The organism is Streptomyces sp. NPDC088732, from assembly GCF_044751205.1.
In the GTDB taxonomy this organism is placed as follows: Bacteria; Actinomycetota; Actinomycetes; order Streptomycetales; family Streptomycetaceae; genus Actinacidiphila.
The window spans coordinates 339,103-365,113 of the sequence record NZ_JBIVLI010000006.1 but is presented as its reverse complement, the minus strand read 5'-3'; the positions used below and the strand labels follow the sequence as shown (position 1 = coordinate 365,113).

Sequence of the window (26,011 nt, the reverse complement as noted above, 5' to 3'; positions counted from 1 at the left end):
CCCCGGTTTGCCGCGCCCCCGCCCCACCCGCACGCTGGGCCTCATGGCCCGATGTGAAGTCTGCGGCAACGACTACGTCATGAGCTTCGAGGTGCATGCCCAGGGGGCCGTGCACGTCTTCGACAGCTTCGAGTGCGCCATCCACCGGATGGCCCCCATCTGCGAGCACTGCCGGGTCCGTATCGTCGGCCACGGCGTCGAGGTGGACGGCCACTGGTACTGCGGCGGGCACTGCGCCAAGGCCGAGGGCCGTACCGGCATCGTCGACCGCGTCGGGTCCGCGGCGTCCGGGAGGTGAACGGCGCGGGGCGGGCCGCCGCCGGGCGGTGACGCCACGGCGTCCGACCCCTGCCGAAAGCGCCCCGCGACCGAGTTGTACGGTCATGGGGTGTACCGCTTCCTGTTGTCCCGCCAGTGGGTGATCCTCACCCTCGTCGGACTGCTGATGATGCCCACCATGGTGCGGCTGGGCTTCTGGCAGTTGCACCGGCACGAGCGCCGGGTGGCGAACAACCACCTGATCTCGGACAACCTCAAGGCGGCCCCCCTCCCCGTGGAGTCGCTGACCGGCCCGGGGGCGGTCGTCCCGAAGAAGGACATCTACCGGACGGTCACCGCGACCGGCCGCTACGACACCGCCCACGAGGTCGTCGCCCGGCAGCGCACGGCCGCCGACGGGGACAGCATCGGGTACCACGTCATCACCCCCCTGGTCATGGCCGACGGCCGCGCGGTGCTGGTCAACCGGGGCTGGATCGCGGCCGGCGGCAACCTCACGAAGTTCCCGAAGGTCCCGGCCGCGCCCTCCGGCGAGGTCACCGTCACCGGACGGCTGCGCCCCGACGAGACCACCGGCGAGACCGGGATCAGGAACAAGGGCGGCCTCCCCGACCGCATGATCATGTTGATCAACAGCGGACTGGTCGCCAAGGACCTGCCGGCCGGCGAGAAGCCGGTCGGCGGCTACATGGAGCTGTCCGCCACTTCGCCGAAGCCCACCGGTCACCAGCCGGAGCTGATCCCCGAACCGGACCACAGCAGCATCGGCATGCACATGGGCTACGCCATCCAGTGGTGGCTGTTCACCGCCATGGTGCCGGTCGGCTGGGTCATCCTGGTGCGCCGCGAGCGCAAGGAGCGGCTCGCGGCGGCGCAGGCCGCCCAAGCGGCGGCGGCAGGCCCCGGGGAGGGCCCGGACGGCGACTCCGCCGGCGGCTCCGCGGACGGGGAGACGCCCGGCCAGGCCGTCGCTGCGGTCGCGGCCCCGTAGGCCGCGGGGCACCCTCTAAGGGGGGCCGAGCGCGGAGGCGGCACCGTGGCGGGACCCATCGAGAACTACGCGGTCATCGGCGACCTGCAGACGGTCGCCCTGATCGGCAGGAACGGCTCAGTCGACTGGCTCTGCCTGCCCCGCTTCGACTCCGGCGCGTGCTTCGCCGCGCTCCTGGGCGGCCACGACAACGGCAACTGGCGCATCGCACCCGCGTCCGCGTCCAGCGACGAGCCCTGCACACGCCGCGCCTACCGGGGCGACACCCTGGTGCTGGAAAGCGTCTGGGAGACCCCTTCCGGCACCGTCAAGGTGATCGACTTCATGCCGCAGCGGGACCGCGCGCCCGATGTGATCCGCATCGTCGAGGGCGTGTCCGGCAGCGTCCCCATGAGCAGTGAGCTGCGGCTGCGCTTCGACTACGGGCACGTCGTGCCCTGGATGCGCCGCAGTGAGGGGCACCGGATCGCCATCGCCGGTCCCGACTCGGTGTGGCTGCGCAGCGAGCCGCTGGTCCGCATGTACGGCAAGGACTTCACGACCCACGCGGACTTCTCCGTCTCCAAGGGCGAGCGGGTCGCCTTCACCCTCACCTGGCACCCCTCGCACGAGCGGCGGCCGCGGGCGATCGATCCCCACGAGGCGCTGCGGCAGAGCGTGCGGGACTGGGAGACCTGGTCGGCCCAGTGCCGTTACGACGGCCCCTGGCGGGACGCCGTACTGCGCTCGCTGATCACGCTCAAGGCGCTGACGTACGCGCCCAGCGGCGGCATCGTCGCGGCGGCCACGACCTCGCTGCCCGAGGAGATCCGGGGCGTGCGCAACTGGGACTACCGCTTCTGCTGGCTGCGCGACGCGACACTGACCCTCAATGTGCTGGTCGCCACCGGCTACCTCAAGGAGGCGTACCGCTGGCGGGACTGGCTGCTGCGGGCGGTCGCCGGCGACCCGGCCGACCTGCAGATCATGTACGGGATCGCGGGCGAGCGGCGGCTGCCCGAGCAGGAGCTGGGGTGGCTGGACGGCTACGAGGCGTCGCTGCCGGTGCGCGTCGGCAACGCCGCCGCGACGCAGTTGCAACTGGACGTCTACGGCGAGGTCCTGGACTCGCTCTTCCTCGCCCGCACCCGCGGCATGCAGGACGAGCCGCACGCCTGGGCGGTGCAGCACTCGCTGATGAACTTCCTGGAGTCGGCCTGGCGCCGGCCCGACGAGGGCCTGTGGGAGGTGCGGGGCGAGCGGCAGCACTTCGTGCACTCCAAGGTGATGGCGTGGGTGGCCGCCGACCGTGCGGTCCGCACGCTGGAGGCCCGGCCGCACCTCTCCGGGGACGCGGCGGCCTGGCGGGCGATGCGCGACGAGGTGCACCGCGAGGTGTGCCGCAAGGGCTTCGACAAGGAGCGCAACACCTTCACGCAGTACTACGGCTCCCGGGAGCTGGACGCGGCGACCCTCCTCATCCCCCAGGTCGGTTTCCTCCCGGTGACCGACCACCGGGTGGTCGGCACCGTCGAGGCGGTGCGCACGGAGCTGGACCACGGCGGCTTCGTCCGCCGCTACACCCTGGAGGACAGCAGCGTGGACGGTCTGCCGGGCGGTGAGGGCGCCTTCCTGGCCTGCTCGTTCTGGCTCGCGGACGCCCTGCACCGCACCGGCCGCCGCGACGAGGCCCGCGAGCTCTTCGAGCGGCTGCTGGGCCTGCGCAACGACGTGGGCCTGCTCGCGGAGGAGTGGGACCCGGTGGAACGGCGCCAACTGGGTAACTTCCCCCAGGCGTTCAGCCACATCGGGCTCGTCAACACGGCACTCACGCTGTCCGGTACGGAAGGGGCACGGCAACCGTCATGGACCTCGGGCTGAGGGATCGGGTGTACATCGTCACCGGTGCCAGCCGCGGGCTGGGCCTCGCGGCCGCTCGCGAACTGGTCGCCGACGGCGCGAAGGTGGTCGTCAGCGGGCGCGGCGAGAAGGCGGTGGCCGGCGCCGTCGCGGAACTGGGCGGTTCCGCCAGCGCCGTCGGGGTCGTCGCCGACAACGCCGACCCCCGGGCGCCGGAGCTGCTGATCATGGCCGCGCGACGGGACTTCGGGCGGCTGGACGGGATGCTGATCAGCGTCGGCGGGCCGCCCGCGGGCACCGCGGACGTCATCGGCGACGACCAGTGGCGCGCGGCGTTCGAGTCGGTCTACCTGGGCGCGGTGCGGCTGGCGCGCGCGGCGGCGGAGGAACTGGGCGAGGGCGGGGTGATCGGCTTCGTGCTCTCCGGGTCCGTGTACGAGCCGATCCCGGGCCTGGCGATCTCCAACGGCCTGCGGCCGGGCCTCGCGGGCCACGCCAAGGACCTCGCCAACCAGTTGGGACCGCGCGGCATCCGCGTCATCGGGCTGCTCCCCGCCCGTGTCGACACCGACCGGGTCCGCGAACTCGACGCCCTCACCGGCGACGCCGAGGCCGCCCGCGCCCGCCTCAGCGAACGCATCGCCCTGCGCCGCTACGGCACCCCCGAGGAGTTCGGCCGCACGGCCGCGTTCCTGATGTCGCCCGCCGCCTCGTACCTGACCGGGCTGATGCTGCCGGTCGACGGGGGCGCGCGCGGCGAGTACTGAGCGCTGCCCCCGGCCCGTCAGGTGACCCGGGTCGCGCGGTGGCTGACGGCGCGCAGCCGCGCCTCGGCGGGCAGCGCGGGCAGTCCGGCCGAGGTGCACGCCCGGCGCAGGACCGCACCGTCGAGTTCGGCCAGCACGCTGCCGGGGACGGCGTGCGGGGCGAGGGCGAGCAGGAGCCGGGCCGTGGGGGCGGTGGGGGTCCCGGCGAGGGTGGCGGCGGCGTGGTCGACGCCCGGCAGTTCGGCGGCGTCGGCGGCGATGACCTCCTCCAGGGCGCGGCCGCGCAGGACCGCCCCGCCCCCGTCGTCGGCGTCCACGGTGAACCGGCGCAGCCGTCGCTCGCGCGGCTGCGCCAGCAGCCACCACAGGGCGCCGAGCACGATCAGCGCCAGGGCGGTCAGGACGGCCGGCCACCACCAGGAGGCGCCGGTGTACCGGGTGCGGTCGCCCGTGGCGAGCAGGACGTCGTGGGGGCCCGTCCAGGGCCGGTCCAGCAGGCCGGTCCCGGCGCACAGCACGAAGGCTCCGCCGAGGAGCAGCACCAGGCCGACGAGGGCGAGCAGGACGCGGTTGACCGTGGAGCGCACCGCGCTCACCCCGTTTCCATGCGGCGTACGTCCAGCGACAGCGCGAGCGGGCGGTACAGCCCCAGTCCGTCGAGGGCCGCGGCGAGGGCCGCCTCCAGGTCGGCCCGCACCTCCGCGGTCTCCCGGAAGGCCACTTCGGCCCGGACGGCGGCCGCCCTGCGGGTCACGGAGACCTGCGCGAAGCGCACCCCCGGCACCTCCACCGCGCGGTCCCTCAGGGCGAGTTCGGCCGCGTGCCGGTCGAGTCCCGCCCGGACGCCGGGCGTTCCCGGGCGCATCGGCAGCACGTCGCGCATCCCGGGCGTCGCGGCGAGCACGATCAGCCACAGCCCCAGCAGGACGGCGGCGGAGCCGGCGGCGAGGATCCACGGGTCACCCACGGGCCGGGCGGCGAGGTCGTCCGCGAGCCATGTGCGCCAGGCCATGGCGGAGCGTCCGGCGCGCACCGCGGCGACGTCGTAGAGCAGCACACCGGCCGGCGCCAGCACCAGGAACGCGGTGACGGCGGCGGGCACGCGGCGCGGGGACCAGAAGCGCCGTGCGCGGGGGGAGGCCGTCACGACGGCCTCGGGTTCCCGCGTCCGCGCGGTGCCGCTCATCGCACCCTCCCCTCCTCGGCCGCGTGCGAGGCCTGCGAGTGCAGGCGTTCCACCTCCACGACCACTCCTTGCACCACGATCCCGGTCAACTCCTCGACGCGTTCTGCGACATGCCGCCGCACCGCACGGCTCACCGCGGCGATGTCGACGGGGTAGCCGAGTTCGACGGACACCCGCACATGCATCCGGTCGCGGTGGACGGTGACGCTCGCCCGCGGGAACGCGCCGCGCGGCACGTGCTCCTGGCCGGGCGCGCCCTTGAGCGTCTCACGGGCGGCCTGCGCGGCGATCTTCGCCGGGACGCGGTCGGCGATCCGCAACGAGCCGCGTTCGGCGGGGGCGAGGAGCGGAACGGCGGACGTCCGCCCCGGCTCCGCGGTGCTCATCGGGCCGCCTCACCGCCGCCGGTCGCGGGTACGGAAGAACTCGCCGGGCTCCAGGTCGCCGTCGAAGTACCGGCCGACCAGGAACCCGACGGCGCCGAGCGCCGCCACCAGCAGGAAGGCGGCGAACCCGCCGAAGTACCCGGCGAAGCCGAGCGCCATCCCGACGATCAGTCCGATCAGGGCCATGCTCATGGTCCGCTCCCTGTCCTGCGGCCGTTGTCCGGCGCCGATGTCACTGGACCCGCTGCTCCTGGTCGTCGTCGTCCGTGTCGTCGGGCAGTTTGACGTCCCCCACGGCGATGTTGACCTCGACGACCTCCAGGCCGGTCATCCGCTCGACGGCGACGATCACGTTCTCCCGCACCGCGTGGGCGACCGACACAATGGACACGCCGTAGTCGACGACGATGTCGAGGTCGAGCGCGGCCTGCACCTCGCCGACCTCCGCACGCACGCCGCGGGTGCCGGACTTGCCGACGGGCACCCGGTCGCGCACCGCGCCGAAGCCGCGCGGGATCCCGGCACCGAGGGCGTGCACACCCTCCACGTCGCGGGCCGCGAGCCCGGCGATCTTCTCCACCACCCCGTCGGCGATCGTGGTCCGGCCGCGGGTCGCGGGGTCGCCGAGGGGCGCCCTGCGGCCGGTCGCCGAAGCGCCCGGGCTGGTGCCCTTCTCCAGGGTCCGGCCCCTGCCCTCGCCCTGTTGCACGGTCTCGGTCATCCCACCTCGTCCCTTCGACCTTCCGATGGCGGGAGCGGTTCGGGCTGCTCCGTGCACCACACTATGTGGGCATGCCCCGTCGCGCCGTGAGGATGCGGCGACCGGGCGAGGACGGCGCGCACGGGCGCACGTCCCGGGGTGGAGGGAGGCGAGGGCCGATGACCGCGGACCGGCTGGCGCGGGCGGTGCGCCGGCAACTCGGGCTCGGCCGGGTCCTGCCGCTGGGGGACGCCGGGGACACGCTGTGGGTCACCGAGAGCGCGGCGACGGCGGTGCTGCGCTCAGCCGCCGCGCGGGTGCCGGGGGTGCGGCTCGGACGGCTGCGCATCGGTGCCGCCGGACCGGAGCAAGCGGCCGCGCCCGCACCGGAGTCGGCGCCCCCGGGCGCGCTGGCCCGGCTGCCGCTGCGGATCGAGGCCGCCTTCGAGGCCACGCCGGACGTGCCCCTGCCCTACTCGGCGCGGCGGTTGCGCGACGCGCTGTGGGAGGCCGCGGAGCACGGCGTCGGGCTGGAACCCGCGGCGGTCGACCTGACCGTCACGGGACTGCTGGACACCGAGGAGCCCCAACCGGCCGGGCAGGACCCGGCGTCGGGAGCCGTTCTCCCTGCCGGGCCCGACGGCACGACGGCCGACGACGCGGCCCCGGGGGACGTCACCACGCGGGCGGCCGCCGCCGCGGTGCCGGGGGTCGCCCGGCTCACCGCACGACTGGGCGGGCACGCCCACCCCGCCAGGGTGCAGATCGCGGTCGGCGCGGGGCACCGCGCACGCGATGTCGCGCGTGCGGTCGCCGCGGCGGTGACGGCCGTGACGGGGGACGTCACCACCGTCGTCGTCACCGACATCGCCCCCGGCGCCGGAGTGCCGGGGGCGCGTCGCTGACCGGGTCGGTCCGCTACTCCCCGACGCCCGCGAGGTCGCGCAGCCGGCGTCCCTGCGCGGCGCGTTCGGCGGTGCGCTGCTCCTCGTACGTACGGCCGGAGGCCTCGCGGAGCAGCGCCTTGGTCTCGATCACGGCGTCGCGGGGCGATGCCAGCAGGGCGGCGGCGAGGTCCTGGACGGTGGCGTCGAGCGCGTCGGCCGCGACGGCGATGTTGGCCAGGCCGGTGCGCACGGCTTCGTCGGCGCCGACGAAGCGACCGGTGGCGCAGATCTCCAGGGCCCGTGCGTAGCCGACGAGTTCGGTCAGCGGCTTGGTGCCGGCCAGGTCGGGGACCAGCCCCAGCGCGGTCTCACGCATGGCGAACTGCACGTCGTCGGCGACGACGCGCAGATCGCACGCGAGAGCCAACTGGAAGCCGGCACCGATCGCATGTCCCTGGACGACGGCGATCGTGACGATGTCATTGCGCCGCCACCAGGTGAACGCCGACTGGTACTCGGCGATCGTGGCATCGAGTTCGCCCCCGGACGCACGGGCGAGATCGATGAACGACGGCTCACCGTCGAATCCCTCGGGCGTGAAGGCCTGCCGGTCGAGTCCGGCGGAGAAGGACACACCCTCCGCGCGGAGCACGACCACCCGCACATTGCCGGGCAGAAGCCGGCCCGCTTCCTCCAGCGCCCGCCACAATGCGGGCGACTGGGCGTTCCGCTTGGCCGGATTGCACAAGGTCACGGTGGCGACACTGTCGTCCGCCGTGAGCCGTACACCGTCACGCTCAAGCAGCACTGCGGGGTCGGACATCGGGCACCTCCGAGCGATCGGCAGATTTGATTACCGAAGAGTAACCACCCGGTCGGTCACTTCCGCGACCGGGTGGCCCTGTCATGTCTCCGGGACCACTGCATATCGCCGTGCCAGGCGCCGACTCCCGTCAGGCCGTGGAAACCTTCTTGCCCCGTGTGGCTCCGCCGCGACCACGCAGGGTCACGCCGGACTCACTGAGCATGCGGTGGACGAAGCCATAGGAGCGGCCGGTTTCCTCGGCCAGCGCCCGGATGCTTGCCCCGCCGTCGTACTTCTTCTTGAGGTCTGCCGCGAGCTTCTCGCGCGCGGCGCCGGTCACCCGGCTGCCCTTCTTCAGAGTCTCGGCCACCCGTGCCTCCTCTAGGGAAGTGCGCTCTGTGACTCTCATGATCACCCCTAGGAGGCTTCCTGGCCACCCATTCGGCAAGGTCCGTGCAACAACATTGGGAGCCTTGTTGACGTGGGAGCCGGGCGCCGTGAGAGGCGAAATCGGGCATTCCGCCGCGCGGTCCGCGCGGCCCTCCCTAACCCGCCCGAGAAAGGGCAGGTCACCAAGGTCGGTAAGGAGTTCGCCCATGTGACGCGGCTGATCGGCGCCGCCGTTCGACGGATCGCACGTGGGCGCGCCGGAGTACGAGCCGGTCTCACACAGATGAAGGATCACCCGTCGGCCGAATGATCCAGCGGATTGATCCACACGGATGATCGGCCGAGGGCCGGCGGTCCCCCGGACGGCGCCCCCGGCGGCCTCCGGGAGCCACCGCCGGCGGGTCAGGCGAGGGACACGAGGTCCACGTAGTCCTTGCCCCACAGGTCCTCGACGCCGTCGGGCAGCAGGATGATCCGCTCCGGCTGGAGCGCCTCCACCGCGCCCTCGTCGTGGGTGACGAGGACGACGGCGCCGGTGAAGGTGCGCAGCGCGCCGAGGATCTCCTCGCGGCTGGCCGGGTCGAGGTTGTTGGTGGGCTCGTCGAGCAGCAGCACATTGGCGCTGGAGACGACGAGGGTGGCGAGCGCGAGACGGGTCTTCTCGCCGCCGGACAGGACGCCCGCGGGCTTGTCGGCGTCGTCGCCGGAGAAGAGGAACGAGCCGAGGATCTTGCGGACGGCGACCAGGTCCATGTCGGGCGCCGCCGAGCGCATGTTCTCCAGCACGGTCCGGTCCGGGTCGAGGGTCTCGTGCTCCTGGGCGTAGTAGCCGAGCTTCAGGCCGTGGCCGGGGATCACCTCGCCCGTGTCCGGCTGCTCGGCGCCCGCCAGCAGCCGCAGCAAGGTGGTCTTGCCGGCGCCGTTGAGGCCGAGGATGACGACCCGCGAGCCCCGGTCGATGGCCAGGTCGACGTCGGTGAAGATCTCCAGGGAGCCGTACGACTTCGACAGGCCGCTGGCCGTGAGCGGGGTCTTGCCGCAGGGCGCGGGGTCCGGGAAGCGCAGCTTGGCGACCTTGTCGGACTGCCGTACCGCCTCCAGGCCGGACAGCAGCTTGTCGGCGCGGCGCGCCATGTTCTGGGCCGCGACCGTCTTGGTCGCCTTGGCGCGCATCTTGTCGGCCTGGGCGTTGAGGGTCGCGGCCTTCTTCTCGGCGTTGGCGCGCTCGCGCTTGCGGCGCTTCTCGTCGGCCTCGCGCTGGGTGAGGTACTGCTTCCAGCCCATGTTGTAGACGTCGATCTGGGAGCGGTTGGCGTCCAGGTAGAAGACCTTGTTGACGACCGTCTCGACCAGGTTGATGTCGTGGGAGATGACGACGAAGCCGCCCCGGTAGGTCTTCAGGAAGTCCCGCAGCCACAGGATCGAGTCGGCGTCCAGGTGGTTGGTCGGCTCGTCCAGCAGCAGGGTGTCGGCGTCCGAGAAGAGGATGCGGGCCAGCTCCACGCGGCGCCGCTGGCCGCCGGAGAGGGTGTGCAGCGGCTGGGCGAGCACCCGGTCGGGCAGGCTCAGGGCGGCGGCGATGGTGGCGGCCTCGGCCTCGGCGGCGTAACCGCCCTTGGTGAGGAACTCCGTCTCCAGGCGCGCGTACTTCTTCATCGCGTTGTCACGGGTGGCGCCCTTGCCGCTCGCCATCCGCTCCTCGTTCTCGCGCATCTTGCGCAGGACGGTGTCCAGTCCGCGGGCGGACAGGATGCGGTCGCGGGCGAGGACGTCCAGGTCTCCCGTGCGCGGGTCCTGCGGCAGGTAGCCGACCTCACCGGCGCGGGTGACCGTGCCGGCGGCGGGCATGCCCTCGCCGGCGAGCACCTTGGTGAGGGTGGTCTTCCCGGCGCCGTTGCGGCCGACCAGGCCGACACGGTCGCCGCGGGCGATGCGGAAGGAGGCGGACTCGATGAGGACGCGGGCTCCGGCGCGCAGCTCGATGCCTGAGGCAGTGATCACGGGAAGGGCTCCTGGGCGTGGCGGACGGCTGTCTGAGTGCCGCGCCAGCGCGTCGTGGGTGGTGGATGGCGGGCGACGTGCGGGCGGAGGGTCGCGGTCGGCGACGGCCGTCTAATGCGCGTGGAGTACTGCCATGCGTCCAGTCTACCGGGGGCACCGCGGTGTCCCGGCAAACGGTTTCCGGCCCCCGGGGCCGGACGGCACCCCTGCGCGGCGCGAGGCCGCGGCGGACAATGAGGGCCATGCAGTTCGACGACGACGCACCGCTCGACCCCTCCGAGGTCGAGGACCGGCGAGGTGGCGGCTCGTCCGGCGGCGGGCGGGGCCGGATGGTGGGCGGCGGCATCGCGGGGCTGATCGTGGTCGTCGTGGGGCTGATCTTCGGCATCAGCCCGGACCAGCTGGGGCTCTCCGACGACCCGCCGGCCCGCACACCGGGAGCCACCTCGGGGCCGGACCTGGCCGCGGGCTGCCGGACGGGGGCGGACGCCAACACCCGGCAGGACTGCCGCATGGTCGCCGTGATCAACAATGTGCAGGACTACTGGACGGCGGAGTTCCGGCGCCGGGGCGCGGTGTACCGGCCCGCGCCGACGGTCTTCTTCGACCAGCCGGTCCGCACGGGCTGCGGTGTCGCCGACCCGTCGTCGGGCCCGTTCTACTGCCCGGAGGACCGCAAGGTCTACCTGGACCTGGACTTCTTCGCCACGCTCAGCCGCCGCTTCGGGGCCGAGGGCGGCCCCTTCGCCGAGAGCTACGTCGTCGCCCACGAGTACGGGCACCACGTGCAGGACCTGGCGGGCACGCTCGCTTCGGCGCAGGACCGCCGCACGGGCGCGAACAGCAGCTCGGTGCGGGTGGAGCTCCAGGCGGACTGCTACGCGGGGGTGTGGGCGCACCACGCCACGACCACGCGCGACGCGACCACCGGCAGCGCGCTGATCACGGGGCTGACCGACACCGACATCCGGCAGGGCCTGGACGCGGCCGCGGCGGTCGGGGACGACGCGATCCAGTCCCGGGTGCAGGGCCGGGTCGACCCGGACTCGTGGACGCACGGCTCCTCGGCGCAGCGGCAGCAGTGGTTCGGCGCGGGGCTGCGCTCGGGGGACCTGAAGGACTGCGACACCTTCCGCTGAACCGGCCCGCCGCGTGGCGGGCCCGGGGGCGGCGCCCGCGCGAGGGCCGTTGTCGTACCCCCCTGCCACACTGAGATCCACGTCACACCGGTGGGACATGTTCCGGAAGGGGAAGGTGATCGTCATGGCTGGCGACGGAGCCGCGCCCGCGATCTGCCCGACGCTGCGCTACAAGGACGCGAGGGCTGCCCTCGCCTTCCTCCAGGACGCCTTCGGCTTCACGCAGGTGGCGGTGCACGAGGGCGGGGACGGCACCGTGCAGCACGCCGAACTCGCCTACGGCAACGGCCTGGTGATGCTGGGGAGCACGCAGTCGGGCAGCGCGTTCAGCCGGGTCGCCGGGCACCTCGGCCCGGTGTCGGTGTACGTGGTGGTCGCCGACGCCGACGCCCATCACGCGCGGGCGGTCGCCGCGGGCGCGCAGATCGTGCTGCCGCTCACCGACCAGGACTACGGGTCGCGCGACTACACCGCCCGCGACCCCGAGGGCAATCTCTGGTCCTTCGGCACCTACGCGCCGCGGATACCGGCCCGGGGATGACCGGACCGGCGCCCGCGCCCGGGTCTCACTCCCCGCCGGTGTGCACCTGGAAGGCGGCCCGGCGCATCGCCTTGGCGAGCGCGGGGTCCGGGTGGGCGGCGGCGAGGGCGACGAGCACCTGGACGGTGCGCGGGTGCCCGGCGACGCGGAGTTCGTCGAGCAGGCGGGACACCGAGCCCTGGAGGGCGGCGTCGAGGTGGCCCACCAGCAGATGGCTCTCGCCGTGGTCGGCGACGGCCGCCGCGGTGTCCACCCACAGCCAGGTGGCCTCCTCGCGGGTGAGCAGGGCCGCGACGTCCTCGGGGTCGGCGCCCTCGTGCTCGGCGAGCCACATGAGGGCGTAGGGGCGCAGCCCCGGCTCGTCCACGACGTGCCGCACGGCGGGCTCGGCCGGGCCGCCGACGACGCGCAGCGCCTCGAAGGCGAGCCCGCGCAGCAGGGCGTCGTCGCCGCGCGCGACGTCCAGGAACTCGGCGACCGCCTGGGCGACCGGGCGGGGGGCGAGCCACGCCTTGTACTCGTCACGGGCCGCGCCCGGGGGCATGCCGATGCACGCCTTGAGCATCTCCTCCGCGGAGTGCTCGAAGTGCCCGGCCGGGCCCTGGGCGGCGACGCAGATCTGCTCCAGCTTGACCCACACCGCCCAGCTGCCGAGCGGGGTGATGGTCACCTCGCCGGGGCGGGCCGGGTCGCGGGGCTCCAGGGCGCCGACGCGGGCCAGCGCGTCGAGCATCCAGTCCAGGAGCGGGGGCAGGTCGTCACGGCCGCCGCCCGCCGGGGGCTCGTGGCGCTCCGCGCGCAGTTCGTCGACGCGCTGGCGCAGCAGGTCGAGCAGGACCGCCACGGCGACCGGCCCGGAGGAGAGATGCAGGAGCGAGAGCAACTGGGGAGCGGCCTCGACGACTTCGGCGACCAGCGCGGGGTCCGCGCCGGCGCACGCCGGATCGAGTGCCGCGGGGTGCGCCAGCGACCAGGCGTCGAAGAGCGCGACCCAGCCGCGCAGCACGGCGGTGTCGTCGCGGTCCCAGGCGCGCAGCCGCCAACCGGGGCGGGCGGCACCGCCCTTGTGGAGTTCGATGAGACCCGCGAGCCGGGCCCGGTCCCAGGCCGCGCGGACCTGATGGGTCGTCAGGTCCAGTGTGGCGACGGCCCGCAGGACATCGGCGTCCCGCAGTATCCCGGCCGTGCCGGGGGCGGCACCGACGGCGGGGTCGGCCCAGTGGGCCAGACGGACCGCGTCGGCGAGTTCGGCACGCGCCCTCCTCGCCAGCTCCGGCAGTGCCGGGATGCCCTCCGGCGGCCGCGGCGGCCGGTTTCTGCGCGTCGCGGCGACACGGTGCGCGGCGGCCAGGGGCCTGCGCGGAACGAGACGCAGCGGAGTGTCTCGCGGGATACGGGACGTCACGGGAGCAGTCTTGCGGGTGAGCGCCCGGAAACCCAAACGAGCGTCCCCCTCCACCACCCGGGGGCGTGCGAATTGCTGGGGTATATCTGCATTTATTCAGTCTCGCAGACGAGAAAAAGAGGAGGCTAGAGGAGGGGTGTGAGGAAGCGGCGGACGGCTTCCTCGTAGGGTTGCGGGTTTGCGTTCCACATCGCCGCGTGCGAGGCGTCGCCGACCGGGTGCAACATGACCAGATCCGGCCGGAGACGCGCCAGTTCGCGGGACGGGCCCCAGGGCGCGAGGGTGTCGCCGGGGCCGTGGAAGATGAGCGTCGGCACGCTCAGCCGGCCGGGCGCGGCGGCCTCGGCGATACGTTCCGCGTGCAGTCCCGTACGGCCCTCGGCGGCGCGCACGCCCAGCGGCAGCAGGACGCGCGGCGTGCCCCGGGCGGCCGCGGCGGCGCGCACCGTGCGCTGCCAGTCCAGCACCGGGGAGTCCAGCACCATCCCGGCCACCAGGGCCCGCAGCGGGGAGTCGCAGGCCGCCCGGAGCGCCATCGTGGCGCCGGCGGACCAGCCGTAGAGCACCAGGCGGCGCGCGCCGTGCCGGACCGCGTACCGCATGGCTGCGTCCAGGTCGCGCCATTCGGAGTCGCCGAGGTGCCCGATGCCGTCGGGGGAGCGCGGCGCCCCCCGGTCGTTGCGGTAGGCCAGGACCAGCGAGGGCAGCCGCAGCGCGTGCAGCGTGGGCAGCACGACCATGGCGTGCTCGCGGGTGGTGCCGAGACCGTGCACCAGGACGACCCAGGTGTCGCGGGCGCCGTCGACGAACCACGCGGGCAGCGGGCCGAGTTCACCGGGGATCTCGACGTCGCGGTAGGCCAGGTCGAGCGCCGAGGCGGGATCGCCGTCGTACACCTGCGGGGTGAGCCGGACCCGCTGCCCCGCGGTCAGGGCGCCCTGCCCGACGCGCAGCAGGCGCCGGGTCACCGAGCCGGGGGCGGTGGACAGCACGTCGCCGACGGCGGCGTGCACGTCGCGGCCGGTGATCCCGTGGATGCCGGGCCGGGTGGCGCCGAGGGTCCTGGTGAGGGTGACCTCGCGGTCGGTCGCCGAGTGCACGGTCAGCGACTCCGGGTCGGGGCCGTCGGTGCGCGGCTTCAGGGCAAGCTCCGACACATGCCGTCCGGCCGCCACCGCGGCCGCACCGGCACCGAACGCTGTCGTGGCGGCCAGGGCCGCGGCGGTCGTGAGGCGCATCCGTTCCAGTGTCGGGGCGGGCGCGCGGGGCGGCCAGTGCTGGGCGCCGTCCGGGGAGCTACTCCGGGCCGTCCCCGGTACCGGACGGCTCGTCGTCGGCGCCGGGCTGCCCGTACTGGCGCAGCTTCTCGGCGACCCGGGCGAGTTCCCTCTTCGACAGCAGGGAGGGCGAGAAGCCGGCGACGGAGCGGGCGGCGAGCCAGACCTGGCACATCCACTCCAGTTGCGCGGTGCGGTCGTAGGCCTGTTCCAGGTCGTCGCCGTAGACGATGGTGCCGTGGTTGCGCAGCAGGCAGCCGGTGCGGTCGCGCAGCGCGCGCAGCACGTGGGCGGCCAGTTCCTCGCTGCCGTAGGTGGCGTAGTCGGCGACGCGGATGCGCCCGCCGAGCGCGGCGGCCATGTAGTGGATGGCGGGCAGTTCGTACAGCAGGGTGGAGACGGCGGTGGCGTGCACGGCATGGGTGTGGACGACGGCGCCGGCGTCGGTGTTCCGGTAGATCGCCAGATGCATGGAGAGTTCGCTGGTCGGCCGCAGCGTGCCGAGCACCTGCCGGCCGGCGAGGTCGACGCCGACGGTGTCGTCGGGGCCGAGCCGGTGGTACGGCACCCCGCTGGGGGTGACGAGGACGAGGTCGGGGGCCACCCGGACCGACACATTGCCGGACGTACCGACCACCAGCCCGTCGGCGACCGAGCGCAGTGCCGTGTCCACGAGCTCCGACCAGGCCTTGCCCACCGCGTCCTGCACCGACATCCGTGCCACCTCCGGGCGCTGATCCTGACAGGTTGGGCGTTGCCGCACGTTCCCGGGGCACAGTAGCGTCCCGGCACACCTCGGTCCGATCACCCTTACGAATTGCAGGGGCACCATGACCACCGTCAACGGCGGCATCTCCTTCTGGTACGCGAAGTCCGGCCTCCCCGTGCCGCGCGAGCCGCTGCCGGGCGACACGACCGCCGACGTGTGCGTCGTCGGCGGCGGCTACACCGGCCTGTGGACCGCGTACTACCTGAAGAAAGCCGTGCCCTTCCTGCGGATCGTCGTCCTGGAGCAGCGCTTCTGCGGCTACGGCGCCTCCGGCCGCAACGGCGGCTGGCTCTACAACGGCATCGCCGGCCGCGACCGCTACGCCGCCCTGCACGGACGGGACTCCGCGATCGCGCTGCAGCGGGCGATGAACGAGACCGTGGACGAGGTGATCCGGGTCGCGGCGGAGGAGGGCATCGACGCCGACATCCACAAGGGCGGCGTCCTGGAGGTCGCCCACTCCCCCGCCCAACTCGCCCGCCTGCACGCCTTCCACGAGGCGGAGGTGGCCTTCGGGGAGAAGGACCGGCTGCTGCTGGGCGCCGCCGAGTCCGCCCGGCGGGTGCGGGTCGCGGGCACGGCGGGCGGCACATGGACGCCGCACGGCGCCCGCGTCCATCCGGCGAAGCTGGTGCAGGGCCTGGCGCGGGCGGTGGAGGCGCTCGGCGTGGTGATCCACGAGTCGACGCCGGTGACGGAGATCAGGCCCAAGCACGCGCTGACACCGTACGGGAGCGTGCGCGCCCCCTATGTGCTGCGCTGCACGGAGGGTTTCACGGCGGCGATCAAGGGCCACAAGCGGTCCTGGCTGCCGATGAACTCCTCGATGGTCGTGACCGAGCCGCTGCCCGCCGAGGTGTGGGACACCATCGGCTGGGAGGGCCGCGAGACGCTGGGCGACATGGCGCACGCCTACATGTACGCGCAGCGCACGGCGGACGACCGGATCGCCCTCGGCGGACGGGGCGTGCCGTACCGCTTCGGCTCGCGCACCGACAACGACGGGCGCACCCGGCCGGAGACGGTCGAGGCGCTGCGCGAGATCCTGGTGCGCTTCTTCCCGGCCGCGGGTCGCGCCGCGATCGACCACGCGTGGTCGGGCGTGCTGGGCGTGCCGCGCGACTGGTGCGCGACGGTGGAACTGGACCGTTCGACGGGGCTCGGCTGGGCGGGCGGCTACGTCGGCAGCGGCGTGGCCACGGCGAACCTGGCGGCGCGCACCCTGCGGGACCTGGTGCAGCTCGACTCCGGGCAGGGGCACGGCACCGAGCTGACGGGCCTGCCGTGGGTGCACCACCGTGTCCGCCGCTGGGAACCCGAACCGCTGCGCTGGATCGGCGTGCACGGCCTGTACGCGGCGTACCGCGCCGCCGACCGCCGCGAGCAGTCCGGCCGCAGCGCCGGGACGGACGCACTGGCCCGGGCGGCCGACCGGATCTCCGGGCGCCACTAACGGCCCGCCCCCCGAAGAGCAGCACCCCCAGGATTCCCATCGTTAACTTTCCGTTCACCCAGACTCCGTACGGTCGCCACCGCCACTGACGGATCAAACGAATGTCTGGGTACATGGAACACATCACGCTCCTGATCGGAATCGTGATTATCACCGCACTCGTGTTCGACTTCACGAACGGTTTCCACGACACCGCCAACGCGATGGCCACCACCATCTCCACTGGCGCACTGGGCCCCCGGACAGCGGTGGCGATGTCCGCGGTGCTGAACCTGGTCGGGGCGTTCCTGTCGGTGGAGGTCGCCAGGACGATCTCCGGCGGGATCCTCGACGAGACCGCGGGGATCCGGCCCGAGGTCATCTTCGCCGGGCTGGTCGGCGCGATCGTCTGGAATCTGCTGACCTGGCTGGCGGGGCTCCCCTCCAGTTCGTCGCACGCCCTGTTCGGCGGTCTGATCGGCGCCTCGGTCGCCTCCGCCGGGTTCGGGGCTGTCAACGGCGACGCGGTCGTGATGAAGGTGCTCGTCCCGGCCGTCTGCGCGCCGGTCGTCGCCGGGGTCGCCGCGCTGCTGGCGACCCGCCTGACCTACCGCATCAGCCGCGGCAGCGACCCGGCCGCGACCGCCAGGGGCTACCGGGCGGGCCAGATCGCCTCGGCGGGCCTGGTCTCCCTCGCGCACGGCACGAACGACGCCCAGAAGACCATGGGCGTCATCACGCTCGCCCTCGTCACCGGCAACGTCGTCGCCCCCGACTCCGACCCGCCGCTGTGGGTCATCGGCTCGGCGGGCCTGGCCATCGCTCTCGGCACGTTCATCGGCGGCTGGCGGATCATCCGCACCATGGGCAAGGGCATCACCGACATCCAGCCGCCGCAGGGCTTCGCCGCCCAGACCGGCGCCGCGGCGGTCATCCTGGCCTCCTCGCACCTCGGCTTCTCCCTGTCCACCACCCAGGTCTGCTCCGGTTCCGTCCTGGGCGCCGGGGTGGGCCGCAAGGGCGGTGTCGTCCGCTGGAGCACCGCGGGCCGCATGGCCGCCGCCTGGGTGCTGACCCTGCCGGCCGCCGGCCTGGTCGCGGCGGGCGCCGCGCTCGTGGCCGACCAGGGCGACGCGGGCGTCACCGCCGTCGCCGTGCTGGCGCTCGCCGTGTGCGCCGCGATCCGGGTGGCCGCCCGCCGCAGGCCGGTCGACCACACCAACGTCAACGCCGACGCCGGCACCGCGGAGCCGGGCATCGTCACCGCGGCCGTCGCCGCCGTGGCGCCGCCGCCCGCGGGTCCCGCGGCCGGCACCGGCCACACCAAGGCCACCGTCTGACGGCGGGCCCGCAGCCCCCACCCGTCCCGGAAGGACACAGCAGCATGCACATCGACTGGGCTGCCCTCGGCTCCGTCTTCGGCGTCAGCCTCGCCGTCACCGTCGGCCTCGTCGGCGTCTTCACCCTCGGCATCGTCGGCCTGTCCCGGCCGGCCGGAGTCCGGGGCGGTCAGGGCGCCCTGGCGCGCGCGGGCGCGTACGCGTGCTTCGCGCTGTGCGCGGCGGCCGTGGCGTACGGGATCTTCCTGATCGTCGCCTGATACGCCGCCACGCGGTGTGAACTCGGCCTCAGCTCCCGGCCTTTCCGGCCGTGAGCTGGGGTTTCCGCGTTTCCGGGCCGCTACGGGGTGAGTTGACGGGCCGGATCGGCGCGTGGTGGTATCGGAACAGCCACACGGCGGCAGGAGAGGAAGTCCGGTGCGAATCCGGCGCGGTCCCGCCACTGTCACCGGGGAGCGCGCCTCCACCAGCGGCCACGGCCCGTACCACGGGCTGGAAGGCCGGGGGTGCCGCCGATCCGGGAGCCAGGAGACTCTCACCGCCGGTCACGTCGAGCCAGGGCGCGGACCCTGAGTGAGGACACCAGCGATGGACGGCTGCCGCCGTACACCCGACGCCGGCTCTGCCGCGCCGTCGGTCTTCGCCGCCGGGGCGGCTCTCGGCTGGCTTGCCGACCTCGCCCTCGCCGACCCGCGCCGCGGGCATCCCGTCGCGGCCTTCGGGCGCGTGGCGGGCGCACTGGAACGCGCGTTGTGGCAGGACCACCGCGGACGGGGCGCGCTCTACACCGTGTTGTGCGCCGGGGGCGCCGCCGCGGCCGCCGCGGGGACCGCACGCGCCGTACGCCGCTCCCCCGCCGCGTCCGTGGCCCTGACCGCCGCCGCGACCTGGGCGGTGCTCGGCGGTACGTCGCTGGGGCGTGAGGCACGGACGATCGGCGCCGCCCTCGCCGCCGGGGACACCGCCGCGGCGCGGGCCCGGCTGCCCCACCTGTGCGGGCGGGACCCGCAGGCGCTGGACGAGCGGCAGATGGCCCGGGCCGTCGTCGAGTCGGTCGCGGAGAACACCTCGGACGCCGTCGTGGGCGCCCTGGTGTGGGGCGCGTTGGGCGGCGTGCCGGGGCTCGTGGGCTTCCGCGCGGTCAACACCCTCGACGCCATGGTCGGCCACAGGTCGCCGCGGTTCCGCCGGTTCGGCTGGGCGTCGGCCCGCCTCGACGACGTCGCCGGCTTCCCCGGTGCCCGGCTGACCGCCGCGCTCGCCGTCCTGGCGGGCCCCGACCGGCGCGGCGCGTGGCGGGTCTGGCAGGCGGACGGCGGACGGCACCCCAGCCCGAACGCCGGACCCGTGGAGGCCTCGTTCGCGGGGGCGTTGGGCGTACGGCTCGGGGGGACGCTGGCGTACGGGGGCCGGGTCGAGCACCGGCCCGTGCTCGGCGCCGGCAACCGGGCGGTGGAGGTGGCGGACATCGAGCGGGCGGTGCGGTTGTCGCGGCGGGTGGGCGCGCTGGCCCTGCTGGCCACGGCCGGCGGCCGGCTGGCCTGGCACCGGTTCGCCCGCGGGGGACGGAGGGGGAACGCATGAACGGCGGCGCGCTGCTGGTCGCGGGCACCACCTCGGACGCGGGCAAGAGCGTCGTGACGGCCGGCATCTGCCGCTGGCTGGCCCGCCGGGGCGTGTCCGTGGCCCCGTTCAAGGCGCAGAACATGTCGCTGAACTCGTACGTGACGCGCGAGGGCGCCGAGATCGGCCGCGCGCAGGCCATGCAGGCGCAGGCCGCGCGGGTGGAGCCGTCCGCGCTGATGAACCCCGTGCTGCTCAAACCGGGCGGCGACCGCACGAGCCAGGTCGTGCTGATGGGCCGCCCGGTGGGCGAGATGAGCGCGCGCGGCTACCACAACGGCAGCCGCGCCGAACTGCTGGAGACCGTCACCGGCTGCCTGGAGGAGTTGCGCTCCCGCCACGACGCCGTCATCTGCGAGGGCGCGGGCAGCCCCGCCGAGATCAACCTGCGGCACGGCGACATCGTCAACATGGGCCTGGCCAGGGCGGCACGGCTGCCGGTGGTCGTCGTCGGCGACATCGACCGCGGCGGGGTCCTCGCGTCCTTCTTCGGCACGACCGCGCTGCTGAGCCCCGAGGACCAGGAGCTGGTCTGCGGCTACCTCGTCAACAAGTTCCGCGGCGACGTCTCGCTGCTGGAACCCGGGCTGGAGATGCTGCGCGGGCTGACCGGACGCCGCTTCTACGGTGTTCTGCCGTACCGGCACGGCCTGGGGATCGACGAGGAGGACGGACTGCGGGTGTCGCTGCGCGGCACCGTGCGGGAGTCGGACTCGGCGCCGCCGCACGGCGAGGACGTGCTGCGGGTCGCCGTCGCCGCGGTCCCCCTGATGTCCAACTTCACCGACGTCGACGCCCTGGCGGCCGAACCCGGCGTCGTCGTGCGCTTCGTCGACCGGCCCGAGGAACTCGCGGACGCCGACCTGGTCGTCCTGCCCGGCACCCGGGGAACGGTCAAGGCGCTGGAGTGGCTGCGCCGGCGCGGGCTGGCCGACGCGGTCGTGCGGCGCGCGGCGGAGGGCCGCCCGGTCCTCGGGATCTGCGGCGGCTTCCAGATGCTGGCCGAGACGATCGACGACCCCGTCGAGTCGCGGGCCGGTCTCGTGCCGGGGCTCGGCCTGCTGCCGGTACGGGTGCGCTTCGCGCCCGGCAAGACCCTGGCCCGGCCGTCCGGCACGGCCTGGGGGGAGGCCGTCGAGGGGTACGAGATCCACCACGGCGTCGCCGACGTCCGCGGCGGCGACGAACCGTTCCTCGACGGCTGCCGCACCGGCGCCGTCTGGGGCACCCACTGGCACGGCTCCCTGGAGAGCGACGGCTTCCGCCGCGCCTTCCTGCGCCGTGTCGCCGAGGCCGCGGGCCGCCGCTTCGTCCCGGCGCCGGACACGGCGTTCGCGGCGCTGCGCGAGGAGCAGCTCGACCGGCTCGGCGACCTGATCGAGGAGCACGCGGACACCGACGCCCTGCTCCGCCTCATCGACTCCGGGCCCCCGCCCGGTCTCCCCTTCGTCCCCCCGGGTGCGCCGTGACGTCCGTACCCGCTCCGTACCCGGTCCGTGCCAACGAGGAGGCAGCCGCGTGAGCACCCCCTACCCCTTCACCGCGATCGTCGGGATGGAGGACCTGCGGCTGGCGCTGCTGCTGAACGCGGTGAGCCCGGCCGTGGGCGGCGTGCTGGTGCGCGGCGAGAAGGGCACCGCGAAGTCCACGGCCGTGCGGGCGCTGGCGGCGCTCATGCCGCGGGTGGACGTGGTCGCGGGCTGCCGCTTCAGCTGCGATCCGGCGGCGCCGGACCCCGCGTGCCCCGACGGACCGCACCCGCCGGGGGCGGAGCCTGCGTCGCGGCCGGCGCGGATGGTGGAGCTGCCGGTGGGCGCGTCCGAGGACCGCCTGGTCGGGGCGCTGGACATCGAACGGGCCCTGGCCGAGGGCGTGAAGGCCTTCGAGCCGGGTCTGCTGGCCGACGCGCACCGCGGGGTGCTGTACGTGGACGAGGTGAACCTCCTCCACGACCACCTGGTCGACCTGCTGCTGGACGCCGCCGCGATGGGCGCGTCCTACGTCGAGCGGGAGGGCGTCTCGGTGCGCCACGCCGCGCGGTTCCTGCTCGTGGGCACGATGAACCCCGAGGAGGGCGAACTGCGACCGCAGTTGCTGGACCGCTTCGGGCTGACCGTGGAGGTCCGGGCGTCGCGGGAGACCGACGAGCGGGTGGAGGTCGTGCGGCGCAGGCTGGCGTACGACGAGGACCCGGCGGCGTTCGCCGCCAAGTGGGAGGCCGAGGAGGGCGCGCTGCGGGCGCGGATCGCCGCGGCACGGGAACTGCTGCCCTCGGTCCGCCTCGGGGACGGCTCGCTGCGCCAGATAGCCGCGACGTGCGCCGCCTTCGAAGTGGACGGCATGCGCGCGGACATCGTCATGGCCCGCACCGCGACCGCGCTGGCCGCCTGGGCGGGCCGCACCGAGGTGACCGACGCGGACGTGCGCCAGGCCGCCCTGCTCGCGCTCCCGCACCGCAGGCGCCGCAACCCCTTCGACGCGCCGGGCATGGACGAGGACAAGCTCGACGAGACGCTGGAGCAGCACCGCGGCGGGGACGACGACCCCAAACCCGACCCGGAGCCCGATCCGGACGGCGACGGTGGCGGCAACGACGACAACGGCGGCCCCGGCGGGGGCGGCCGGCCGCCGCGGGACGACAACGGCGGCCCGTCGCAGGCCCCTTCGGACACCGCTCCCGACAGCGCCGCCGGTTCCCCGCCCGGCGCCGGTGCGCCCGGCGAGCAGGCCGCGGTGCCCTCGGCGGAGCCGTTCGCGGCCCGCGCGCTCACCGTGCCGGGCCTCGGCGAGGGCGCCGCGGGGCGCCGGTCCCGGGCCCGCAGCGTGCACGGCAGGACCACCGGCGCCCGGCAGCCGCGGGGCACGCTGACCAAGCTGCACCTGGCCGCGACCGTGCAGGCCGCCGCCCCGCACCAGCGGGCCCGCGGCCGCGGCGGACCGGGGCTGGTGATCCGCCGGGACGACCTGCGCGAGGCGGTGCGCGAGGGCCGCGAGGGCAATCTCGTGCTGTTCGTGGTGGACGCGTCCGGCTCGATGGCGGCCCGGCGGCGCATGGGCGCGGTGAAGGGCGCGGTGCTCTCGCTGCTGCTGGACGCGTACCAGCGGCGCGACAAGGTCGGGCTGATCACCTTCCGCGGCACGGGGGCCGAACTGGCCCTGCCGCCCACCTCGTCGGTGGACGCGGGCGCGGCGCGCCTGGAGAAGCTGCCCACCGGCGGCCGCACCCCGCTGGCGGCCGGGCTCCTCAAGGCGCACGAGGTGCTGCGCGTGGAACGGCTGCGGGACGCCGCGCGCCGCCCGCTGCTGGTCGTCGTCACCGACGGCCGGGCCACCGGCGGCCCCGAGCCGCTGCCCCTGGCCGCGCGGGCCGCCCGCCTGCTGGCCGCCGGCGGCGTCGCGTCGGTCGTCGTCGACTGCGAGACCGGGCCGGTGCGGCTGGGCCTGGCGGGTGAACTGGCGCGTGAACTGCACGGCACCGCCGTGACGTTGGACGAGCTGCGCGCGGACAGCGTCGCGGCACTGGTGCGGGACGTACGGAGGGCCGCGTAATGCCACAGGGACAGCCGAGCGTCGTGCCGGAGGACGGGCTGACCACGCGCCAGCGCCGCAACCGGCCGCTGGTGATGGTGCACACCGGCACCGGCAAGGGGAAGTCCACGGCGGCCTTCGGGCTCGCGCTGCGGGCGTGGAACCAGGGCTGGCCGGTGGGAGTGTTCCAGTTCGTCAAGTCGGCGAAGTGGAAGGTCGGCGAGGAGCGGGCGCTGCGTGTGCTCGGCGCCTCCGGCGAGGGCGGCACCGTCGCCTGGCACAAGATGGGCGAGGGCTGGAGCTGGTTGCAGCGGGACGCCGACGACGTCACCGCGAGCGAGGAGGCCGCCCGCGAGGGCTGGGAGCAGATCAAGCGCGACCTGGCCGCCGAGACCTACCGGCTCTACGTGCTGGACGAGTTCGCGTACCCCCTGCACTGGGGGTGGATCGACACCGAGGAGGTGGTGTCGGTGCTGCGCGACCGTCCCGGCACCCAGCACGTCGTGATCACCGGCCGCAACGCTCCGCGGCCGCTGCTGGACTTCGCGGACCTGGTCACCGAGATGGGCAAGGTCAAGCACCCGATGGACGCCGGCCAGAAGGGCCAGAAGGGCATCGAGTGGTAGCCAGGCTCGTCGTCGCCGCCCCCGCGTCGGGCAGCGGCAAGACCACCGTCGCCACCGGGCTGATGGCCGCCTTCGCGGAGGCCGGGCTCGCCGTCTCCCCGCACAAGGTGGGCCCGGACTACATCGACCCCGGCTACCACGCGCTGGCCACCGGCCGCCCGGGCCGCAACCTCGACGCGTACATGTGCGGCCCGGAGCGGATCGCGCCGCTGTTCCTGCACGGCGCGCGCGGGGCCGATCTCGCGGTCGTGGAGGGCGTGATGGGGCTCTTCGACGGGGCCTCGGGGATGGGCGAGCTGGCCTCCACCGCGCATGTGGCGAAACTGCTGCGGGCACCGGTGGTGCTGGTGGTGGACGCCTCCTCGCAGTCCCGGTCGGTGGCCGCGCTGGTGCACGGCTTCGCGTCCTGGGACCCGGAGGTCCGGGTCGCGGGCGTCATCCTCAACAAGGTCGGCTCCGACCGCCACGAGGAACTGCTGCGCGACGCGCTGGACGGCGCGGGCGTGCCCGTGCTGGGCGCGCTGCGCCGGGACGCCGCGGTCGGCACGCCCTCGCGGCACCTGGGACTGGTGCCGGTCGCCGAACGGCGCGCGGACGCCGTCGAGGCGGTGCGCACCCTGGCGGCCCGGGTGCGCGCGGGCTGCGACCTGGACGCGCTGCTGGCGCTGGCCCGCAGCGCGCCGCCGCTCGCCGGCGAGCCCTGGGACCCCGAAGCGGCGGCCGGACCCGCGGCACCGGGTCCGCGGCCCACGGTCGCCGTCGCCGGCGGGGCCGCCTTCACCTTCTCCTACGCCGAGCACGTCGAACTGCTCACCGCCGCCGGGGCGGAGGTCGTCACCTTCGACCCGCTGCGCGACGAGCGGCTGCCGGACGGCGCGGCGGGGCTGGTCATAGGCGGCGGCTTCCCGGAGATGCACGCGCCGGAGCTGTCCGCCAACGCGCCGCTGCGCGCGGCCGTCGCGGCCTTCCCCGGCCCGCTGACCGCGGAGTGCGCGGGGTTGCTGTACCTGGCGCGGGAACTCGACGGACGTCCCATGTGCGGGGTCCTGGACGCTACGGCCCGGATGTCGCAGCGGCTGACGCTGGGCTACCGCGAGGCGGTTGCGGTGGCGGACAACGTGCTGGCGGCGGCAGGGACGCGGGTGCGGGGGCACGAGTTCCACCGCACGGTCGTCGAACCCGGCGCGGGCGCCGTTCCGGCCTGGGGGTTCACCCGGCCCGAACGGAAGGTCGAGGGCTTCGTGCGGGGCGGCGTCCACGCGTCGTACCTCCATGTGCACTGGGCCGCCGAGCCGTCCCTGGCACGGCGGTTCGTCGCGGCCTGCGCCGGCGGGGGCGGCGCGCCCGCGTGACCCTGGTCGTGGGCGTCGGCGCCGCCCGGGGTGTCCCGGCGGCCGAACTGCTGGCGCTCGTCACGCGGGTGCTGGCCGCGGCGGGCGCCGGGGGTGCGCGCCCGGCCGCTCTGGCCACGCTCGACACCCGGGCGCACGAGCCGGGGATCGTGGCGGCCGCCGGGGCGCTGGGCGTGCCCCTGCTGGTGTACGACGCCGATACGCTGGCCGCCGTGGATGTGCCGACGCCCTCCGGAGCCGCACTGGCCGCCGTGGGCACACCGTCCGTGGCCGAGGCGGCGGCACTCGCCGCGGCGCCCGGCGGCGAACTGCTCGTCCCGAAGACGAAGTCCGTGCCCGGCGGCGGGGGCACGGCCCGGGCGACGGCCGCGGTGGCGCGCCGCCGTCACCCCGCGGCAGACACCAGCGAGGAGACAGCACCTTGAGCATCCCGCCCGAGGACGTACTGGAGCAGCGCGTCGAGCAGGCGCTGGGCGGCGGGCGCCGGGCTCCGCAGGACCGGGACGGCACCTGGGTGCTGCTCGTCGCCGCCGGGTCCCCGGAGCCGGTGGAGAACGCCGAGGCCGTACGGGCGGCCCGCCTGCTGTGGGAGGGACGCGGCTACGCGGGCGTGGAGACCGCCTTCGTGTCCGAGGCGGTTCCCGACGTGCCGGCCGGACTGGACCGGTGCCGGCGGCTGGGGGCGCGGCGGGTCGTCGTGCTGCCCGCCGTCCCGGTCGACGGGGACGCGGCCCGGCGCGCGCGCCAG

The 26,011-nt window shown here is 74.7% G+C and carries 27 protein-coding genes, 1 pseudogene and 1 riboswitch; of the genes and pseudogenes, 17 read left to right on the top strand and 11 right to left on the bottom strand.

What is annotated here, in order from left to right; genetic code table 11:
* Positions 1-43 precede the first annotated feature (43 nt).
* The 4 genes from ACIP9H_RS13915 (at position 44) to ACIP9H_RS13900 (ending at position 3,876) form a co-directional block, all read left to right on the top strand.
* Positions 44-298: a hypothetical protein gene (locus ACIP9H_RS13915; RefSeq protein ID WP_401584631.1), complete on the top strand. Its 255-nt coding sequence runs from the start codon at positions 44-46 to the stop codon at positions 296-298.
* A 90-nt stretch (positions 299-388) separates the two neighbouring features.
* A complete protein-coding gene (locus ACIP9H_RS13910; RefSeq protein WP_401584629.1) occupies positions 389-1,270 on the top strand; it encodes an SURF1 family protein in 882 nt (293 codons plus the stop codon).
* Positions 1,271-1,315: 45 nt separating this feature from the next.
* Complete coding sequence (locus ACIP9H_RS13905) at positions 1,316-3,130, top strand: glycoside hydrolase family 15 protein (RefSeq protein WP_401584626.1); 1,815 nt, start codon at positions 1,316-1,318, stop codon at positions 3,128-3,130.
* Entirely contained in the window at positions 3,115-3,876 is a 762-nt protein-coding gene (locus ACIP9H_RS13900) for an SDR family oxidoreductase (RefSeq protein WP_401584623.1), read from the top strand. Before ACIP9H_RS13905 ends, ACIP9H_RS13900 begins: the two co-directional genes overlap by 16 nt.
* 17 nt (positions 3,877-3,893) lie before the next feature.
* Here ACIP9H_RS13900 and ACIP9H_RS13895 read toward each other — a convergent pair whose 3' ends face one another.
* Genes ACIP9H_RS13895 through ACIP9H_RS13875 form a run of 5 tightly spaced genes read right to left on the bottom strand, consistent with a single transcriptional unit; the run spans position 3,894 to position 6,169 of the window.
* The gene (locus ACIP9H_RS13895) at positions 3,894-4,472 is read right to left on the bottom strand and encodes an alkaline shock response membrane anchor protein AmaP (RefSeq protein WP_401584621.1); all 579 of its coding nucleotides are present in this window, start codon (positions 4,470-4,472) and stop codon (positions 3,894-3,896) included.
* The gene (locus ACIP9H_RS13890) at positions 4,469-5,062 is read right to left on the bottom strand and encodes a DUF6286 domain-containing protein (RefSeq protein ID WP_401584618.1); all 594 of its coding nucleotides are present in this window, start codon (positions 5,060-5,062) and stop codon (positions 4,469-4,471) included. Before ACIP9H_RS13890 ends, ACIP9H_RS13895 begins: the two co-directional genes overlap by 4 nt.
* Positions 5,059-5,448 carry an Asp23/Gls24 family envelope stress response protein gene (locus tag ACIP9H_RS13885; protein ID WP_401584615.1) on the bottom strand — a complete coding sequence of 130 codons (390 nt, stop codon included), beginning with the start codon at positions 5,446-5,448 and terminating at the stop codon, positions 5,059-5,061. Before ACIP9H_RS13885 ends, ACIP9H_RS13890 begins: the two co-directional genes overlap by 4 nt.
* 9 nt (positions 5,449-5,457) lie before the next feature.
* Positions 5,458-5,640 (bottom strand): hypothetical protein, encoded by a 183-nt coding sequence (locus ACIP9H_RS13880; RefSeq protein ID WP_319661257.1) that lies wholly within the window; start codon positions 5,638-5,640, stop codon positions 5,458-5,460.
* 40 nt (positions 5,641-5,680) lie between these two features.
* The gene (locus tag ACIP9H_RS13875; protein ID WP_360912352.1) at positions 5,681-6,169 is read right to left on the bottom strand and encodes an Asp23/Gls24 family envelope stress response protein; all 489 of its coding nucleotides are present in this window, start codon (positions 6,167-6,169) and stop codon (positions 5,681-5,683) included.
* Between the two features lie 158 nt (positions 6,170-6,327).
* Here ACIP9H_RS13875 and ACIP9H_RS13870 point away from each other — a divergent pair, with 158 nt between their 5' ends.
* Positions 6,328-7,053 carry a nucleopolyhedrovirus P10 family protein gene (locus ACIP9H_RS13870; protein WP_401584612.1) on the top strand — a complete coding sequence of 242 codons (726 nt, stop codon included), beginning with the start codon at positions 6,328-6,330 and terminating at the stop codon, positions 7,051-7,053.
* Between the two features lie 13 nt (positions 7,054-7,066).
* On the opposite strand, the gene ACIP9H_RS13865 is transcribed toward ACIP9H_RS13870, so the two are convergent.
* From ACIP9H_RS13865 to ACIP9H_RS13855, 3 genes are all read right to left on the bottom strand, one after another.
* Positions 7,067-7,858, bottom strand: a complete 792-nt coding sequence (locus tag ACIP9H_RS13865; RefSeq protein ID WP_401584609.1) for an enoyl-CoA hydratase/isomerase family protein — start codon at positions 7,856-7,858, stop codon at positions 7,067-7,069.
* 130 nt (positions 7,859-7,988) lie between these two features.
* Positions 7,989-8,210 carry a helix-turn-helix domain-containing protein gene (locus tag ACIP9H_RS13860; protein WP_018560612.1) on the bottom strand — a complete coding sequence of 74 codons (222 nt, stop codon included), beginning with the start codon at positions 8,208-8,210 and terminating at the stop codon, positions 7,989-7,991.
* A 422-nt stretch (positions 8,211-8,632) separates the two neighbouring features.
* Positions 8,633-10,231 (bottom strand): ABC-F family ATP-binding cassette domain-containing protein, encoded by a 1,599-nt coding sequence (locus ACIP9H_RS13855; RefSeq protein ID WP_401584606.1) that lies wholly within the window; start codon positions 10,229-10,231, stop codon positions 8,633-8,635.
* Between the two features lie 242 nt (positions 10,232-10,473).
* Between ACIP9H_RS13855 and ACIP9H_RS13850 the strand changes: the two genes are divergently transcribed.
* A complete protein-coding gene (locus ACIP9H_RS13850) occupies positions 10,474-11,370 on the top strand; it encodes a neutral zinc metallopeptidase (protein WP_401584603.1) in 897 nt (298 codons plus the stop codon).
* Positions 11,371-11,494: 124 nt separating this feature from the next.
* Positions 11,495-11,911: a VOC family protein gene (locus tag ACIP9H_RS13845; RefSeq protein WP_401584600.1), complete on the top strand. Its 417-nt coding sequence runs from the start codon at positions 11,495-11,497 to the stop codon at positions 11,909-11,911.
* Between the two features lie 25 nt (positions 11,912-11,936).
* Here ACIP9H_RS13845 and ACIP9H_RS13840 read toward each other — a convergent pair whose 3' ends face one another.
* From ACIP9H_RS13840 to ACIP9H_RS13830, 3 genes are all read right to left on the bottom strand, one after another.
* Positions 11,937-13,316, bottom strand: coding sequence for a hypothetical protein (locus ACIP9H_RS13840; RefSeq protein WP_401584597.1), 1,380 nt, complete (start codon positions 13,314-13,316; stop codon positions 11,937-11,939).
* Positions 13,317-13,441: 125 nt separating this feature from the next.
* Positions 13,442-14,554, bottom strand: coding sequence for an alpha/beta hydrolase family protein (locus ACIP9H_RS13835; RefSeq protein WP_401584594.1), 1,113 nt, complete (start codon positions 14,552-14,554; stop codon positions 13,442-13,444).
* 58 nt (positions 14,555-14,612) lie between these two features.
* Positions 14,613-15,308 (bottom strand): class II aldolase/adducin family protein, encoded by a 696-nt coding sequence (locus ACIP9H_RS13830; RefSeq protein WP_401584592.1) that lies wholly within the window; start codon positions 15,306-15,308, stop codon positions 14,613-14,615.
* A gap of 115 nt (positions 15,309-15,423) precedes the next feature.
* Between ACIP9H_RS13830 and ACIP9H_RS13825 the strand changes: the two genes are divergently transcribed.
* From ACIP9H_RS13825 to ACIP9H_RS13780, 10 genes and pseudogenes are all read left to right on the top strand, one after another.
* Positions 15,424-16,815 carry an NAD(P)/FAD-dependent oxidoreductase gene (locus tag ACIP9H_RS13825; RefSeq protein ID WP_401959158.1) on the top strand — a complete coding sequence of 464 codons (1,392 nt, stop codon included), beginning with the start codon at positions 15,424-15,426 and terminating at the stop codon, positions 16,813-16,815.
* Positions 16,816-16,928: 113 nt separating this feature from the next.
* The gene (locus ACIP9H_RS13820; protein WP_401959156.1) at positions 16,929-18,134 is read left to right on the top strand and encodes an anion permease; all 1,206 of its coding nucleotides are present in this window, start codon (positions 16,929-16,931) and stop codon (positions 18,132-18,134) included.
* A gap of 44 nt (positions 18,135-18,178) precedes the next feature.
* Positions 18,179-18,394 (top strand): hypothetical protein, encoded by a 216-nt coding sequence (locus ACIP9H_RS13815; RefSeq protein WP_401584585.1) that lies wholly within the window; start codon positions 18,179-18,181, stop codon positions 18,392-18,394.
* Between the two features lie 145 nt (positions 18,395-18,539).
* A riboswitch (cobalamin riboswitch) is annotated at positions 18,540-18,669 on the top strand.
* 53 nt (positions 18,670-18,722) lie between these two features.
* Positions 18,723-19,718 (top strand): cobalamin biosynthesis protein, encoded by a 996-nt coding sequence (locus ACIP9H_RS13810; protein ID WP_401584583.1) that lies wholly within the window; start codon positions 18,723-18,725, stop codon positions 19,716-19,718.
* Positions 19,715-21,226 (top strand): cobyric acid synthase, encoded by a 1,512-nt coding sequence (locus ACIP9H_RS13805; RefSeq protein ID WP_401584580.1) that lies wholly within the window; start codon positions 19,715-19,717, stop codon positions 21,224-21,226. The genes ACIP9H_RS13810 and ACIP9H_RS13805 overlap by 4 nt, the downstream gene beginning before the upstream one ends.
* A gap of 49 nt (positions 21,227-21,275) precedes the next feature.
* Entirely contained in the window at positions 21,276-23,306 is a 2,031-nt protein-coding gene (locus ACIP9H_RS13800; protein WP_401584577.1) for a putative cobaltochelatase, read from the top strand.
* Positions 23,306-23,911, top strand: coding sequence for a cob(I)yrinic acid a,c-diamide adenosyltransferase (cobO, locus tag ACIP9H_RS13795; RefSeq protein WP_401584575.1), 606 nt, complete (start codon positions 23,306-23,308; stop codon positions 23,909-23,911). Before ACIP9H_RS13800 ends, cobO begins: the two co-directional genes overlap by 1 nt.
* Positions 23,905-25,263 carry a cobyrinate a,c-diamide synthase gene (locus tag ACIP9H_RS13790; RefSeq protein ID WP_401584572.1) on the top strand — a complete coding sequence of 453 codons (1,359 nt, stop codon included), beginning with the start codon at positions 23,905-23,907 and terminating at the stop codon, positions 25,261-25,263. The genes cobO and ACIP9H_RS13790 overlap by 7 nt, the downstream gene beginning before the upstream one ends.
* Positions 25,260-25,688 carry a cobalamin biosynthesis protein gene (locus ACIP9H_RS13785; protein ID WP_401584569.1) on the top strand — a complete coding sequence of 143 codons (429 nt, stop codon included), beginning with the start codon at positions 25,260-25,262 and terminating at the stop codon, positions 25,686-25,688. Before ACIP9H_RS13790 ends, ACIP9H_RS13785 begins: the two co-directional genes overlap by 4 nt.
* An 89-nt stretch (positions 25,689-25,777) precedes the next feature.
* Positions 25,778-25,996: pseudogene (locus tag ACIP9H_RS13780) on the top strand (CbiX/SirB N-terminal domain-containing protein); the annotation flags it as partial.
* Between the last annotated feature and the right edge of the window lie 15 nt (positions 25,997-26,011).